Origin of the sequence: Bacillus sp. EB600 (genome assembly GCF_024494385.1) — a bacterium.
In the GTDB taxonomy this organism is placed as follows: domain Bacteria; phylum Bacillota; class Bacilli; order Bacillales; family Cytobacillaceae; genus JAEVLT01.
In genome coordinates, this window is sequence record NZ_JAEVLT010000003.1 from 195624 (window position 1) to 210884 (window position 15261).

At 37.0% G+C, this 15261-nt stretch carries 10 protein-coding genes; 9 read left to right on the forward strand and 1 reads right to left on the reverse strand.

Annotated elements, in window-relative coordinates; genetic code table 11:
• The first annotated feature begins 14 nt into the window (after positions 1 to 14).
• From galU to JN080_RS05295, 9 genes are all read left to right on the forward strand, one after another.
• Complete coding sequence (galU, locus tag JN080_RS05255; RefSeq protein WP_256234869.1) at positions 15 to 890, forward strand: UTP--glucose-1-phosphate uridylyltransferase GalU; 876 nt, start codon at positions 15 to 17, stop codon at positions 888 to 890.
• Positions 891 to 1240: 350 nt separating this feature from the next.
• Positions 1241 to 1558 carry a cell wall-binding repeat-containing protein gene (locus tag JN080_RS05260; RefSeq protein WP_256234870.1) on the forward strand — a complete coding sequence of 106 codons (318 nt, stop codon included), beginning with the start codon at positions 1241 to 1243 and terminating at the stop codon, positions 1556 to 1558.
• Positions 1559 to 1563: 5 nt separating this feature from the next.
• Positions 1564 to 2712, forward strand: coding sequence for a cell wall-binding repeat-containing protein (locus JN080_RS05265; RefSeq protein ID WP_256234871.1), 1149 nt, complete (start codon positions 1564 to 1566; stop codon positions 2710 to 2712).
• 246 nt (positions 2713 to 2958) lie between these two features.
• Positions 2959 to 4596 (forward strand): cell wall-binding repeat-containing protein, encoded by a 1638-nt coding sequence (locus tag JN080_RS05270; RefSeq protein WP_256234872.1) that lies wholly within the window; start codon positions 2959 to 2961, stop codon positions 4594 to 4596.
• 91 nt (positions 4597 to 4687) lie between these two features.
• Positions 4688 to 6772, forward strand: coding sequence for a cell wall-binding repeat-containing protein (locus tag JN080_RS05275; RefSeq protein ID WP_256234873.1), 2085 nt, complete (start codon positions 4688 to 4690; stop codon positions 6770 to 6772).
• Between the two features lie 47 nt (positions 6773 to 6819).
• Entirely contained in the window at positions 6820 to 7533 is a 714-nt protein-coding gene (locus tag JN080_RS05280) for a hypothetical protein (protein ID WP_256234874.1), read from the forward strand.
• Positions 7534 to 7643: 110 nt separating this feature from the next.
• Positions 7644 to 9881 carry a SpoIID/LytB domain-containing protein gene (locus JN080_RS05285; protein WP_256234875.1) on the forward strand — a complete coding sequence of 746 codons (2238 nt, stop codon included), beginning with the start codon at positions 7644 to 7646 and terminating at the stop codon, positions 9879 to 9881.
• A 226-nt stretch (positions 9882 to 10107) separates the two neighbouring features.
• Positions 10108 to 11637 (forward strand): murein biosynthesis integral membrane protein MurJ, encoded by a 1530-nt coding sequence (murJ, locus tag JN080_RS05290; RefSeq protein WP_256234876.1) that lies wholly within the window; start codon positions 10108 to 10110, stop codon positions 11635 to 11637.
• A 68-nt stretch (positions 11638 to 11705) separates the two neighbouring features.
• On the forward strand, positions 11706 to 13535 hold the full coding sequence (locus tag JN080_RS05295; protein ID WP_256234877.1) for a cell wall-binding repeat-containing protein: 1830 nt from the start codon (positions 11706 to 11708) through the stop codon (positions 13533 to 13535).
• Positions 13536 to 13720: 185 nt separating this feature from the next.
• Here JN080_RS05295 and JN080_RS05300 read toward each other — a convergent pair whose 3' ends face one another.
• Positions 13721 to 15025, reverse strand: a complete 1305-nt coding sequence (locus JN080_RS05300) for a UDP-glucose dehydrogenase family protein (RefSeq protein WP_256234878.1) — start codon at positions 15023 to 15025, stop codon at positions 13721 to 13723.
• Between the last annotated feature and the right edge of the window lie 236 nt (positions 15026 to 15261).

Below are 15261 nucleotides of genomic sequence, written 5' to 3' on the forward strand. Positions count from 1 at the left end.
GGATTGATTCTAATATGCAAAAGGTAAGGAAAGCAATTATTCCAGCCGCGGGGCTTGGAACACGTTTTTTGCCGGCTACTAAAGCAATGCCAAAAGAAATGCTGCCGATTGTTGACAAGCCAACCATTCAATACATAGTAGAAGAAGCCGTAGCCTCTGGTATCGAGGATATTCTGATTGTTACCGGGAAAGGAAAGCGTTCGATTGAGGACCACTTTGATAATGCATTTGAATTAGAACAAAATTTACAAGAAAAAGGGAAACTTGAACTTTTAGAAATTGTTCGAGAAACCTCTAATATGGCTGATATCCATTATATCCGCCAAAAAGAGCCAAAGGGCTTAGGACACGCGGTCTGGTGTGCCCGGAACTTTATTGGAAATGAACCGTTTGCGGTCTTATTAGGCGACGATATTGTTCAAGCAGAGACACCCTGCCTAAAACAACTTATGGATGTGTACAACCATACCCATTCCTCAGTTATTGGGGTTAAAAGGGTTCCGGAAAACGAGACAAACAGGTATGGAATTATTGACCCTGCTGATCAACATGGACGTTCTTTCCAAGTACGCAATTTTGTGGAAAAACCTGAAATAGGAACAGCCCCATCTAACCTTGCCATTATTGGCAGATATGTATTTACACCGGAAATTTTTATGTTTTTAGAAAAGCAGCAGATTGGTGCAGGCGGCGAGATTCAATTAACGGATGCCATCCAAAACCTAAATCAAATTCAACGCGTTTTTGGCTATGAATTTGAGGGACAACGATATGATGTGGGAGAAAAGCTTGGGTTCATTGAGACAACGATTGAATTTGCTCTTCAAAAAGAAGAATTAAGAGATAATTTGTTAAAGTTTATGGAACAAAAGCTTGAAAAAAATCTTTAAATTTTAGTAAAAACGATAGGTAATGCACCCTTTAATTTTAATCAGGGGTGCATTGGATGTTTCTGTGTCCTTTCAATAGTACGTATATTTCATCCACTGAAAAATTTTTTGCCACAGTTTATACACTGTGGCATTTTTATTGATCGGAGTTACATTGATCCTAAGTATTTAAGCAACTATAATTCTATTTGTCCCTTTTTGCAGTAAGAAAAAAGATAGAAAGTTAATGAAAAGCATAATCCCTATAATGAAATAATATTCCATATATATCTAATAATTTAACTGTTTTAAGGGAGGGGTCTAACATTATCTATCGAATAAATAAACCAATTTTTTGTCTTCTTTTACTTATGATGATTCTTCTGCTTTCAAGTAAGACTTCTTATGCGGCAGAAAGAATTGCCGGTCAAGACCGTTATTCAACGGCTGTTGCAATTTCACAAAAAGGTTGGCAAACTTCACAAACTGTTATTTTAGCAAGAGGTAATGATTTTCCTGATGCACTTGCTGGAACTCCATTAGCGTATAAAGAGAATGCACCTATTTTACTAACACATAGTAAACTATTAACAGCAGTAACAAAAAACGAGATTGTTAGATTGCAGGCACAAAGAGTAATTATTCTTGGAGAGAAGCTTCCATCGCTCTTGACGTTGAGAACACTTTAAGAGGAATGGGCCTTACCGTTGAGAGAATCGCGGGAATCAATCGTTATGAAACGGCTGTAAGGATAGCTGAAGGAGTTGGTTCGGATAAGGCTATATTAGCTAATGGTGAAAATTTCCCTGATGCATTATCTATATCTCCTTATACTGCAACCAAGGGGATACCGATCCTCTTGACTCGACAAGTTACACAGCCTGTACTGGATCTGCTGCATCAAAAAAGTCAGGTTATCCTTGTGGGCGGAAATCAAGCAATAAACAAATCAATTGATAGCACGTTAAATAATCCAGTTCGCTTTGAGGGGGCTGATCGTTATGAAACCAGTGCTACTATAATTAACAATTTAATAGGCCCAAAAGCGATTGGATATATAGCGACGGGTGAAAATTTTGCTGACGCATTGACGGGATCTGTTCTTGCCGCTAAGCAGCAAGCTCCCATAATTTTAACGAGAAAAGACGTTATACCTGCACCGACCATTTCTCTATTTCCGAGGTTTGGCGAGAAAAAAATCCTCGGTGGGTTGGCATTAGTTGAATATAAAGTAGAAGACGTAATAACTCCCTTACAAGCAAGTGTTCACTTGAATGCCCCGTTAGTTTCGCAATTACCTGAGCTGCCAAGAGGATGTGAAGTGACAAGTCTTTCTATGCTGCTTGGTTATGCGGGAATATCCGTAAGTAAGATGCAATTGGCAAGTGAAGTCGTTAAAGTTCCATGGGAAAGCGGAGGGTATAAAGGGCATCCTAATGATGGATTCGTCGGTAACATGTACACTTTTTCACAACCGGGTTGTTGCGTTTTTCATAGTCCTATTGTCAGTTTGGCGAATAAGTACTTGCCAGGAAGAATCATTGATTTAACGGGAGAAGACTTTGAAGCTATTCAATATTACTTGAATCGAGGTAAACCAGTATGGGTAATTAATACATCTTGGTTTAAACCGGTGCCAGCTTCGTATTGGTCAACATGGAAAACAAGATATGGAGATATTCGTATTACAATGAAGGAACATTCCGTTCTAATCACCGGGTATGACAATCAAAATATTTACTTTAATGACCCACTTGCAAATATTAAGGACAGAGGTTTTTCACAAGGTGATTTTATTGCCGGTTGGCAGCAATACGGAAGTCAGGCTGTAACTTATCAATAAAGTGAAACTTCAATTAATGAGAGCTTTTACTGTTCATTAATGTGGAAATATGAAAACCTATCATTTTTCTTTTTACCGTTTAAGTTTTCAAACTTAAACGGTTTTTGCGTTAGAGGTCCGCACTATATGTACTTTACTGAGAAATAAATTCCGTTCAAACACAAAGAAATATTATTGATATATAATTTAAATAATTGTAATCTTATGTTAAAAATATTAATCTTTAAGAAATATTGGGGGAGTTGGATGGATAGTTACATAAAATCTGCAACATTTTTATTATTTATTATTTGTTTTTTCTTCCTGTTTACAAATTTTGAAGTTCATGCAGAACAAATCAGGCTTTCTGGAGATAATCGTTTTGAAACGGCCGCTGCTATTTCAAAAGAAGGATGGGAAACTTCAGAAACAGTGATATTGGCACAGGCATCAGATTTTCCAGATGCCTTAGCAAGTGTTCCATTAGCAAAGAAATTAAATTCTCCGATTTTATTGACACAGCCGCAGAACCTTCCAAACGAAACGATAGATGAGATAAAAAGGTTAACAGCTAAACATGTCATAATTCTCGGAGGTCCTCTAGCTGTTTCAAAAAGTATTGAGGATTATTTAACAAATACAATGAAAGTTTCGGTAAAGAGAATCGGTGGAGAAAACCGTTTTAAAACAGCTGAAGCGATTGCAAATGAATTAGGCCAATATGACAAAGCATTTATTGTTAATGCGTATAATTTTCCTGACGCTTTATCCATTGCACCTTATGCAGCTATTACTGGGTCGGCCATCCTCATTTCCAATTCTGACACATTGACGATGGAAATGAAACAAGCGGCATTAAAGGCTTCCGAAAGATATGTTATTGGTGGAACAGCAGCGATTAAAGATTCAATTGCAACAGAATTAAAAGCTAAGAGAATAGCTGGTTCTAATCGTTACGGTACCTCAGCAAATATATTAAAGGCCTTTTATAAAACACAGCCCAATCTTTATTTTACTACGGGAGTGCAATTCTCAGATGCCTTGTCAGGTTCAGCTCTTGCTGCGAAAAATTCAAGTGGAATAGCTCTTGTAAAACCCAATGAAATACCTGCTGAAATTGAAGGCATCTTATCAAACTATCAAGTTTCTAAATCCTTTATATTAGGTGGAACGCAAGCGATTGATAGTGAAACCTCGGCAAATTTGGATTCAAAAGTAATTTACGAAATCACAGATAAAAGTAAACCTGTTATCTTTTATAGTCCCCACGCGGATGATGAATTGCTTGCTGCGGGAGCAGGGATCGACTTCTATCTTAATAAGGGATTTGATGTTCATGTTGTCTTGATGACAGACGGGGAAGCATCCGATGTATATAAAAAATTACAATCAATCTATCCTGATATGACGTTAGATGAATTTGGAGAAGCAAGAGTAAGAGAGTTTAAAGATGCCGTTTCCAGGTTAGGGGTAAAGGATTCGAATATTCATATATATAACTACCCGGATTCAGGCTTAACTGTAGAAAATGTAAAATCAGTCATCCTAGAATTTGAAAATAAATTTCCGGGTGCAGAACACAGGGCTCTTTCGTTTGAGGAGACGCATAGTGATCATCTTGCGACAGGAATTGCTTTAAATGATTTGTATTGGAGCGGAAAGGTGAAGAATGCACGGTTCTATATTTCTCCCTATTTGCAAAATCAAATAAATGGGTTTTATTTAAAGCCGATATCTCCCGGTAATCTACTCGATGCCCTGTATGCTTATAAATTATATAATCCCGATGAGGGAAGATATTCTATTGGGTATTTATCTGTTCCTGAATTGTTTAACACTGTTGAGAATGAACCACTTAGCAAGGTAGAAATGCCAAACAAGAATTTTGTAGATACAAAGGATTGATTAATGCGGTTTTTGGAAAATCTATGCAAAGATTGTAGGAAATCCTGTTATAATGTAATAGATTAATATAATATATGGAAAGGAGATCGGAATGAGGCAAAAAGTTTATAGTTTTGCCGGGTTATTTATCCTAATACTTTTTCTGTTTCCAGCAGGGGCATTTGCAGAAAAAGAACTAGTGATAGACCCGGGACATGGTGGAGTTTACACCGGTACTTGTGGTTACACAAAAGAAAGTCCAAAGGATATTTGTGAACGAGACGTAACTTTGGCAATCGGGTTAAAACTAAGCAATACTTTAAGCAACTCTGGTATTAAAGTAGTAATGACCCGCAATGCGGATGTTGACTTTTCTAAGTCATCATCAAGTGCTGATCTTGCTGGAAGAATGAAAGTTGCAAATGGTTATGCAAGTGGGAATAATGATAATAGTATTTTTTTATCTATTCACGAAAATGCTTCACCAACAAGCCCTTATGCCAAAGGACTAGAAACTTATTATTATGATTACCATAATTTAGATCCAGATTACCCCTATGATCCACTGCAAATTAAATATTTGAATGATAGTAAGCGGTTTGCTGAAACGATTCATTCTAATGTTCTAAGTGGATTAGGGTTGATTGATAGAAAGATACATAATGACCAAAGTTTCTATGTTATTCGAAATGCACAAATGCCCTCTGTCTTAGTAGAACTAGGCTATATGACAAATCGTGACGAAGAGAGCAGGATATTATCATCTGCATACCAGCAACAGGCAGCTCAATCTATTGCAAATGCAGTTATTGCTTATTTCAAGGTTTTTGATGTATATCAAAATGATAATAAGGCAGCTACGTTTACAACAAAGGACGAAGCTGTTGCTTTTGCGCAAAAGCAGAGCGGGAACGTAAAAGTTTTTGATAAAGATGCCCAACAGTTTGTTTGGGAAAATAGTAATTATGACGTCTATAGTAAAATAAATGGACTCGTGAAAAGCTTTGCAACCCAGCAGGATGCGATTGCTTATGCGCAAAATATCACAGATACAAGGGTTGTCGAAAAGGCTTCTGATGCTACAATATGGTCCAATTTCTTCTTGCAAAAATTCACCGTTCAAACTAGTGATGGCACAAATACTCAATTCTTTGATGTTAACAAAGCAATTGAATTCGCTCAAAGCAAACAAAATTCACGAGTTTTAAGAAATGGCAGCAGCGAGATTGTTTGGACGAATGTTCCTGGCGAACAACCTACAAGGAATTTACAAACTAGTAGAATAGCTGGGCTAACACGTTATTCAACCTCTGTTTCTATTTCTAAAGCTTTATATCCGAATAGTTTTGCAGATATCAATCAATCTAAAACAGTTATTCTTGCAACCGGTAATGAACCTGCAGATGCTTTATCTTCCGGTTCCCTAGCAGCACGTTATGGAAATGCTCCAATTTTGTTAAATAACAGCACTACCTTACTTCCGGAAGTCAGAGATGAATTGACTCGTTTGGGAGCAACAAAAGTAGTTATAATTGGCGGTCCGGTTGCCATTTCATTAAATGTTGAAAATGCAATAAAATCTCTTGGCATTCAAACAGATCGAATTTATGGTGAAAACCGTCTAGATACAAATATACAAATTGTTGATAAATTAGGTACGGTTAACGGAGTCTTTGTGGCATCGGCAAGAAACTTTCCTGATGCTTTAGCTGCGGCTCCAATAGCAGCTGCAAATAATTGGGCTATTATCTTAACTGAGCAAAATCGGATTTCTGATGCTGCTCTTCAGTATATAAAAGATAAAAAAGTCGTGATTCTTGGCGGCCCGGTTGCCATTTCGGATAATGTCCAATCACAGATCCTGCAGCAAAATGGCGCTCAAAATGTCGAAAGACTGTCAGGAGCAGACCGATACGATACACTTGCAAATCTGCTCTGGTATTTTAAAGATAGTATTAAATCAAACACGATTAACGTAGCAACTGGGGGAGATTTCCCAGATGCATTAGCAGCCGCTCCTCTATCTATTCAGAATAAAGCTCCGCTTATTCTAGTTGGGAATGGCTTGAACAAAAACGTAGAGTCTTTCCTTTATAAATACACAGAGGAAAATCTCATAAACAAAGTGAATGTAATCGGAGGTCCGGTTGCTGTGTCTGATTCTATTCAGTCACTTGTTGTTGATAAAGCAAAATAAAAAGCAAACTCATCTGAGTTTGCTTTCTTTTTAAAGAGGGTGTTTACATGTTAAAATGGCTAGCTGTATTACTATTTGTTCTAGGGACTCTTTCAGGTTGTTTTAATAGTGAAAAAACAGATAATGCAAAGAAGGATAGTACAGAAAAAACAAATTCAATCCAAAAAGAAGCTTCGCCATCAAAAAATCAAAATTCGAGGAAAAAGACAGAAACAAAAGATGACAAAATTCCCGTAAAGAATCAGGGAAATGAAGGCTTTAAAATGTATCGCCCTAAAGTTGGGGTAAAGAAGGTGTTTGTAGGAGCAGATAATAAAGAGGCCTTTACTGAGGAATTTGTACAAGAAAATGAAAACTATATTCAAAGTATTGTCCGAATCGGTCAATCAACAAGTGTGGTCATTTATAAATGGACGAGTGATGAAGTTTCAATCGTTTCAGTAGTGCAATCCCCATCAAATCCATCGAAAAATTATTTAAATGGATTAAAGGAAAATAAAAATCCGGAGATTATGATTTCTAGTAAAACACCTTCAAATGCGATTTGGAAAGTTATAAAAAAAGATGAAACTGTCCAGACGCCATATAAGTCTTTTAACAATGTATATGTAATTCAAAAGATTACAAATGAAGTAGAGGGAGCAGACACCATTTATACTTACTATATAGCCCCAGGAATTGGTATTGTAAAAGAGTTATATAAAGTAACAGGTGATCAGGGATATACAGAAGAGTCTGTTCTTAAACAGGTGGAAGAATAATTTTCCTGAAATAGGAATTTTTTAATTATTTGGTCTGTTGTAGTTATTATGAAAACTATGTATTATAAATTAGGAGATTCATAAAGAAATTAACTATAGGGGGAGAACGAATGAAAAAAACTATATTGGGAATGTTTTTTTTGCTGCTGATTTTTCCAATATTGATGATGCCTCACAATACCCTGGCGGCAGATAACCCAATTGTTTCTGTAGAACTCAAAAACTATTTAGGAAGCCAGTCTAGTATTCAAGTTAAAGTAACTGGAACATATAACGTTTCAGGTGATGCTGCTGTTGTTCTTCAATCTAATCAGAATTTCTATGTCCGTAATCAAAATGGAACATTAAATCTATATCGGGACGATGTACTTGTAAAAAGTTACGGTTCAACTCTAACTATTACACCGCAAACATATGGAACTAGTAACTATGTATCTATTAATAGCAGAAATTATTTAGGAGATATCCAGTTTAATGTTTCAGGAACTTATATAAATACGATTAACAAATTGCCTATGGAGGATTATTTAAAAGGGGTTGTCCCTAATGAAATGTATCCAAGTTGGCCGGTAGAAGCTCTTAAGGCTCAAGCAGTTGCAGCTAGAACGTATGCTCTTGGTAAAGTTGGGATGACCATTAATGACACGGTTAGTTACCAAGCTTATGGAGGGTACATCTGGAACAGCTCTGATTATACAAAATCAACACAGGCTGTAGATCAAACAGCAGGACAAGTCTTAAGATATAATGGCAGTTTAATCTCTGCTGTTTATTCTGCAAGTAATGGAGGGTACACCGATTCAAATTCGAACTACTGGGGTTCAGCACCACTTGCTTATCTTCCGGCTCAGCAAGATCCATACGATCCACAAATCCCTTGGACACTTTCAGTAAACAAACTGCAAATTAATACGAACGGATTAGATTTACTGAATCCTGACGCCTGGTGGAACAATGTATCAGAAAACGCAGCTGACGCTTCAGTAATAACAAATATTAAAACGTATATTAAGAATAATTATTTTCCTAATTCAGAAATAAAAGTAACCGGTGTACCAAAGCTTGAGCTGTCTGAACCGGATTCTATTGGGAAAAGAAGAATAGGATCATTAACTGTAAATTATTTTGTAAAAAATGCCGATGGCACGTACCAAAGGACTTCTGGTAGTCAGTTGTCCGATAGTTATGGAACATCTTTATCAGGGAATGACAGATACGCAACAAGTGTCGCCGTTGCTAATCAAGGATGGACCCATTCCGATGCGGTTGTACTTGGACGCGGTGATATCCCTGTGGATGCCTTAACAGGGACAGTTTTAGCAAAGAAATATAATTCTCCCTTATTACTGACAACATCAACTCAGGTTCCAGCATCAGTATTGGAAAAAATTAAATCATTAACTCCCTCTAAAGTATTTGTGTTAGGCGGTGAGGGTGCCATTTCCAATCCTGTTTTAACGCAAATAAGTGACCTGGGTATTCCAGTGGAAAGAATATCCGGAGATACAAGATACGGCACATCTGTGAAAATTGCTGAACAACTTTCCGATTCATCAGAGGTTTTTATTACCAGCGGTGATGCTAATTCACCAGATGCCCTATCGGTCGCATCATACGCAGCAAAAAATCAGATTCCAATTTTAGTTACAAAATCAAATGGATTACCTGAGGAAACAAAATCGTATTTAGCGAAACACACTAGTACGAAGGCATATATAATAGGTGGAACTGTGGCTGTTACTGAAAATGTAGTGGCAGATTTATCTAAACTCGGAATTACGAATGTTGAAAGAATTGCCGGTAGTGATCGTTATGATACAAGCGTTGCAATTGCAAAGAAATTTAGCTTTGATTTGAGTAATGTATTCTTTGCAAGAGGAGATCTTTTTATCGATGCACTACCGGGGGCAGCATTAGCTGCTCAATATAATTCACCAGTTCTTTTAACACGGCAAAATAATTTTTCAGATGCACCAAAAGCATGGCTTAAGGGATTAACGAATCGTCCAAAGATTTATTATCTTGGTGGACCTGCTGCAATCAGTGATGCTACTCGGACTGAAATAAAAAATACTCTTCTCGGTGATATAAAGGAATTTCCATTAGAAATTAAAAATGTTCAGATAGGCACGATCAGGTCCATTCTTGGCGGAACATTATTTAAAAGCTATGCTATTCCTACTGGAGGGGTTATTGATAACGGAACAACCATAACGGTTAATGGAAAAGGTAATGGACATGGTGTAGGGATGAGTCAATGGGGCGCTAATGTAATGGCTTCTGCACCTTATAACAAACCCTATACAGAAATTCTTAATTTCTATTATCCGGGTGCAACTTTGAATTAAAATTATACTGGGATGCAGGGGGTATCAGTCCTGCTCCTTTTTTTATGCCGAATTTCTAGTTTATTATTCTCAGTTATCAAAATGAAATTCCATAAGTTATCGAAGAGGGGCTGTTGTCATACTCAAAATTTCGATATAATAAATTTTAGGCATAAATTTACAAAGTCGAGAAAAGCCAAATTAATAATACAAAATTCTTAATGAAAGCATAAAAGGAATAATGTCTATGTCAAAAATACGATTTTCCGTTGTTCTATTTCTTTTGTCTACACTCCTTTTGAAATTTTCAAGTATGTTTCGGGATTTAGTTATATCAGGATATTATGGTGCCTCTTATAAGGCGGATGCTTACTTCGCATCCATGACAATCCCCAATGCCATTATCCTTTTTATGTTAACTGGAATGAAGGATGCCTTTCTCCCGAGTTATTTTAAGTATGACAAAATGGGGAAAGGTTTTTCCCATTTAACGAATATTGTCAAAGGAACTTTTATTTTTTCAGTATTAATTGCTATAGTAGGAACGGTTGCTTCCCCCTTTTTAGTCAAATGGTTGTATCCTGAATTTAGTAAATATGCCGATGGATACAATGTTGCAGTTTGGACGATCGGATTTTATTTTCTTTCGATTTTACTTGTGGGGGTAAATGCTGTTTATGAAGGATATTTTGATTCGAAACAGAAGTTTTCCTTTTCAACCTTTTCACAAACAATTGTTGTCTTAGCTACATTAGTGTTTGCCTTTGTATTACATCGGTCAATGGGTATTTATTCTGTTCCGATTGGATATTTTGTGGGGACTGTCTTGTCATTTTTACTTAAAGTAATTGTCCTTTCTCCGCAAAAAATGATCAACTGGCGACAGAAACCAGAATGGAAAGAAATAAAAGTTTTCTATCAGATTTTTTGGCCTGTTGGGGTTACCATTGCAGTGGGCCAGATTAATTTATCTGTTAATATGCTCTTTGCCTCAAGAATGGGTGAAGGCGTGGTTTCTAATTTAAATTACGCTTTCCGTTTGGTCAGCATTCCTCAGAATGTATTTGGCGTGACAATTGCGACGATTATATACCCTATATTAGCTAGGGCGAAGACGGAAAAGAATCAGCAAATGTTTAAAATGGGAATGGAGCGTGGATTATCTGCCATGCTTCTCTTACTGGCGCCAACTGTATGTGGAATGATCTACCTGATAGAGCCAATTATCCGGACAGTTTATCAAAGGGGAGCTTTTACAGAAAGTACCACATTAATAACCTCCCATTATGCTGTTTTTTATATTGGTTCTGTTCTGTTTTACAGTATTCAGGCAGTGATTGCAAAAGGTTTTTATACGTTAGAAAAAGGCCACTATATTATGAGGATTGGACTATTATCGATTGTGTTTAATGTAATTTCTAACTACATTTTGTCCAAATTAATGGGTCCATCAGGATTGGCTTTGTCTGCTTCTCTAGTAGGTCTTTTCTATTCAGTATCAACTTTTACAACCTTATATAAAATCTCCGGGGGCTTCAGTTTACGATCGATTGGGATTGAATTTTCAAAAATAATTATGGCTACTATAATTATGATGCTCTCCCTGCTAAGCTTAGATTCTTTCTTCCATATTACTAAACAAGGGGACAGCGTTACTATTCTACTGAATACTGTAATTGGTGGGGCGATTTACATCGCAGGGTTACTACTTTTACGTTCAGCTATTTTCAGAGAGCTATTGAAAAAAGGTAATAAGAAGTTCGAAAAAAATGTATAAATTTGTCTTTTTTCCCTTCATAAAACATGTTAACCTTAATCTAGAAACTGTTTTGAAAGGAGACAAAAATGTTTAAAAAATTGTTCATTGGAATTACTTTTGCCTTACTATTTCTGTTAATAGGACCTAATAATAGTTTTGCACAGACTTACGTAAATCCATCCTATCAAGAGATTAATAAACTACTAACTGAGGCAGCTCTGCAATATAATATACCACCAGAAATAGTAAAAGCGCTGGCATTTCAAGAGAGCGGCTGGAAGCAATTTGAAAACGGTGCACCAACCTTATCTTTAAATGGGGATGGCGGTATTGGGATCATGCAAGTAACAAATGACCCAAGATTTGATCAGGAACGTTTAAAAACCGATATTCAGTATAACATTCATGCGGGTATCCAAAAGCTGGATGGAAAGTATAGAGGAGTAGACGGCCTCCTTCCAATTTTAAATAATAATGAGCGTGATATTCTTGAAAATTGGTATTTTGCGGTTCTTGCCTATAATGGGAAGGTCCCGAAAAACAGCCCGATTTACAAGGATGATGGGAGCAGAAATGATGGAAGTTACCAAAATATTGTATTTGATAAGCTGAATAAATATAATAATCAAATGGGGATATATCCCATTCCGTTTGATTTCCATGTCAGTGATTTTACATATACTGATGACCCACCGCTGCTGTATTTTAATAAAATGTCCTATCAAATCCCTTATCACTTATTGCATCAAACAAAGCATTCATTTCAAACCAATGATATAGTTCTCTCTGCCGCAGGTGCAAACATTAGACAAGCACCTTCCGCAGCAGAACGATCAAAAGTAGTAACTAGCGTTCCAAACGGAGAAAAAGAGGCAGTAACAATTTTAAGTCCATTTGTTTACGATGAGTCATATAACTATGATACTCCTGAGCATCCGGCGGAAATGCAATATAAGCACTATGTATGGTACAAGGTGAAGCTTCATGATGGCAGTGTCGGTTATACAGCTTCTGGAGAATTACAGTCTCTTGGGAAGAGGATTTCCGGTGCTGATCGCTTTGAAACAGCAGTCGCAATTTCGAAACAAGGCTGGGCAAATGGGGCAGATACGGTTGTACTTGCCAGAGGCTATGATTTCCCTGATGCCCTTGCCGGGACACCGTTAGCCTACCAGCTTGATGCTCCATTGCTGCTTACCCGTGATCAAAGCCTGACAGCAACAACAAAAGCAGAAGTCCAAAGACTAAACGCCAAAAAGGTCATTCTGCTCGGAAGCTCTGATGCCATCAGTCAGGGCGTAGAAACTGAATTGAATGGAATGGGGCTGACGGTAAGCCGCATTGGCGGTAAGGACCGGTTTGAAACTGCTGCCCAGATAGCAGACGATCTGTCTAATAAAGGAAATACAGCCATTCTGACGTTCGGTTTTAACTTTCCTGATGCTTTAACGATCGCCCCTTATGCAGCAAAAATGGGGTATCCTATTTTTCTATCAAGAACAGCAGAGCTCCCGGAAGCAACGAAGAATACTTTAAAAAACTATGATCACACCATCGTTGTAGGAAGTGAGGATGTTATAAGCGATCAAATAATGAAACAGCTGAATGACCCTGTACGTTATGGCGGCAGTAACCGCTTTGAAACCAATTTTACTATTGTTAATCATCTTTTCGATGGAAACAATGGACAGGCGTATTTGGCTACAGGATATAATTTTGCTGATGCCTTAACCGGAGCTGTACTGGCAGCTAAAAATAATGCACCACTGCTGCTTAACTATTCTACACGGGTGCCAGATCCGATAAAGAATGCAATTCTCACCAAAAAACTTCATTCCTTTAACTTTCTTGGTGGAAGTGATGTTTTAGGCGTTGAGAACGAAATCGGAGCACTTGCTCAAAACATAGATTATTAATAATATATATTAGAAGGAACCAGTATTAACTCTCACTGGTTCTTTTTTTGAAGGATATTAATTTGTATGTTTTATAGTGTAATATTTATCCTCTATTATTTAATTAAATGAAAGAAGACCAAATCATTTTTGCGATTTGGTCTTCTCATTAAGAGTCCTTCTACAATGATAATACTGCTTTGCAACTAAAGTATTGGCGCTCTTCCAATTGAATAGTATTGAATCATATGTTTTTGGGCATCTTCAAGTTGAAAGCAATTACGGCCGTCAAAAAGAATAGGTGTAGTCATTTTCTCTTTTACTTTCGCTAATTCCAAATTTTTGATTTGGTCCCATTCGGTCAACAGAAAGGCAACTTCAGATCCTTCTAAAGCCAGTTCCGCTGAGCTAGCATAGGTAATTTTATCTCCGAAGAGTTTTTCTACCTTTGGCATCGCTATTGGATCGTAAACCGTGACTTCAGCCTGTTCGATTAGCAATTCCTGTATTAATTGTAGGGAAGCGGCGTCCCGGATATCATCTGTGTTGGGTTTGAAGGTCAAACCGAGGATGACTGCCTTTTTTCCACTTAATGTTCCGAAATGTTCTTTTGCTTTATAGAATAGACGTTCTTTTTGCAAACGATTAACGTCAATTACGGATTGCAAAATTTTAAAATCGTAATCAAATTCTTTGGCCAATTGATTTAATGCATTGATATCTTTTGGAAAACAAGAACCCCCAAAACCAATCCCAGCCTGAAGGAACTGCTTACCTATACGTTGATCAAGTCCTACCCCGGTAGAAATATGTTCAATATTAGCCCCTACTTTTTCACAGAGGTTGGCTATTTCATTGATAAAACTAATTTTTAAGGCTAGGAAAGAATTGGAGGCATATTTTATCATCTCAGCACTGCGTATATCTGTATGAACGATTGGGAGCTTGAAAGGTTCATATATTTTCTCTATAAGCTTTCCGGCTTTTTGATTGTTTGAACCAATTACGATTCTGTCCCCATGAAAGGTGTCATGAATGGCAGTACCTTCTCGTAAAAACTCAGGATTGGAAACAACGTCTATTTTTATATTGGGAGAAACCCGCTCTTGGATGATACTTCCTATCTGTTCATTTGTTCCAACAGGAACGGTACTTTTTGTTACGACGATGATACTTTTTTCTATATTTTCGGCAATTTGAATGGCAGCTTGTTCAATAAAAGTTAAATTAGCAGAACCATCCTTATTTGCGGGAGTTCCAACGGCGAGAAATATACAATCTGCCTTTGAATATGCCTCCCCGGCATTTGGAGTAAAGGAGAGGCGGCCATTTTGGATATTCCTTTTAAGGAGTTCTTCCAAGCCGGGCTCATAAATTGGCGAGATTCCCATATTTAATGAGGCTATTTTTTCAGTGTCAATGTCATAGCATATAATTCGGTGCCCTATTTCTGCAAGACAGGCCCCCGTAACAAGACCAACATAGCCTGTTCCAGTAATGGTTATATTCATTAAAATCCCTTCTTTGAATCCTTAGTATGTCGAAAGACAACAACCATTTTATTATAGCTTAAATAGCATAAGTTAAATATCACTTTTTTGAATATGACAAAATTTTATGGATTTGAAAAGAACTCCTTTATTTTATCACTTTTATGTTTTTATTCATTCATAATTATTGCTATAATGACATATGTAATTTATTTGGGAGAAAATACGACAAAATTCTTACAAAGCCTCTTGTAACG

Bases quoted from the DNA above. Each gene is read 5' to 3' on its own strand.
- JN080_RS05275 (WP_256234873.1), top strand. From the start codon at position 4,688: ATGAGGCAAAAAGTTTATAGTTTTGCCGGGTTATTTATCCTAATACTT.
- JN080_RS05300 (WP_256234878.1), bottom strand. From the start codon at position 15,025: ATGAATATAACCATTACTGGAACAGGCTATGTTGGTCTTGTTACGGGG.
- JN080_RS05280 (WP_256234874.1), top strand. From the start codon at position 6,820: ATGTTAAAATGGCTAGCTGTATTACTATTTGTTCTAGGGACTCTTTCA.
- JN080_RS05260 (WP_256234870.1), top strand. From the start codon at position 1,241: ATGATGATTCTTCTGCTTTCAAGTAAGACTTCTTATGCGGCAGAAAGA.
- JN080_RS05295 (WP_256234877.1), top strand. From the start codon at position 11,706: ATGTTTAAAAAATTGTTCATTGGAATTACTTTTGCCTTACTATTTCTG.
- JN080_RS05285 (WP_256234875.1), top strand. From the start codon at position 7,644: ATGAAAAAAACTATATTGGGAATGTTTTTTTTGCTGCTGATTTTTCCA.
- galU (WP_256234869.1), top strand. From the start codon at position 15: ATGCAAAAGGTAAGGAAAGCAATTATTCCAGCCGCGGGGCTTGGAACA.
- JN080_RS05265 (WP_256234871.1), top strand. From the start codon at position 1,564: ATGGGCCTTACCGTTGAGAGAATCGCGGGAATCAATCGTTATGAAACG.
- murJ (WP_256234876.1), top strand. From the start codon at position 10,108: ATGTCAAAAATACGATTTTCCGTTGTTCTATTTCTTTTGTCTACACTC.
- JN080_RS05270 (WP_256234872.1), top strand. From the start codon at position 2,959: ATGGATAGTTACATAAAATCTGCAACATTTTTATTATTTATTATTTGT.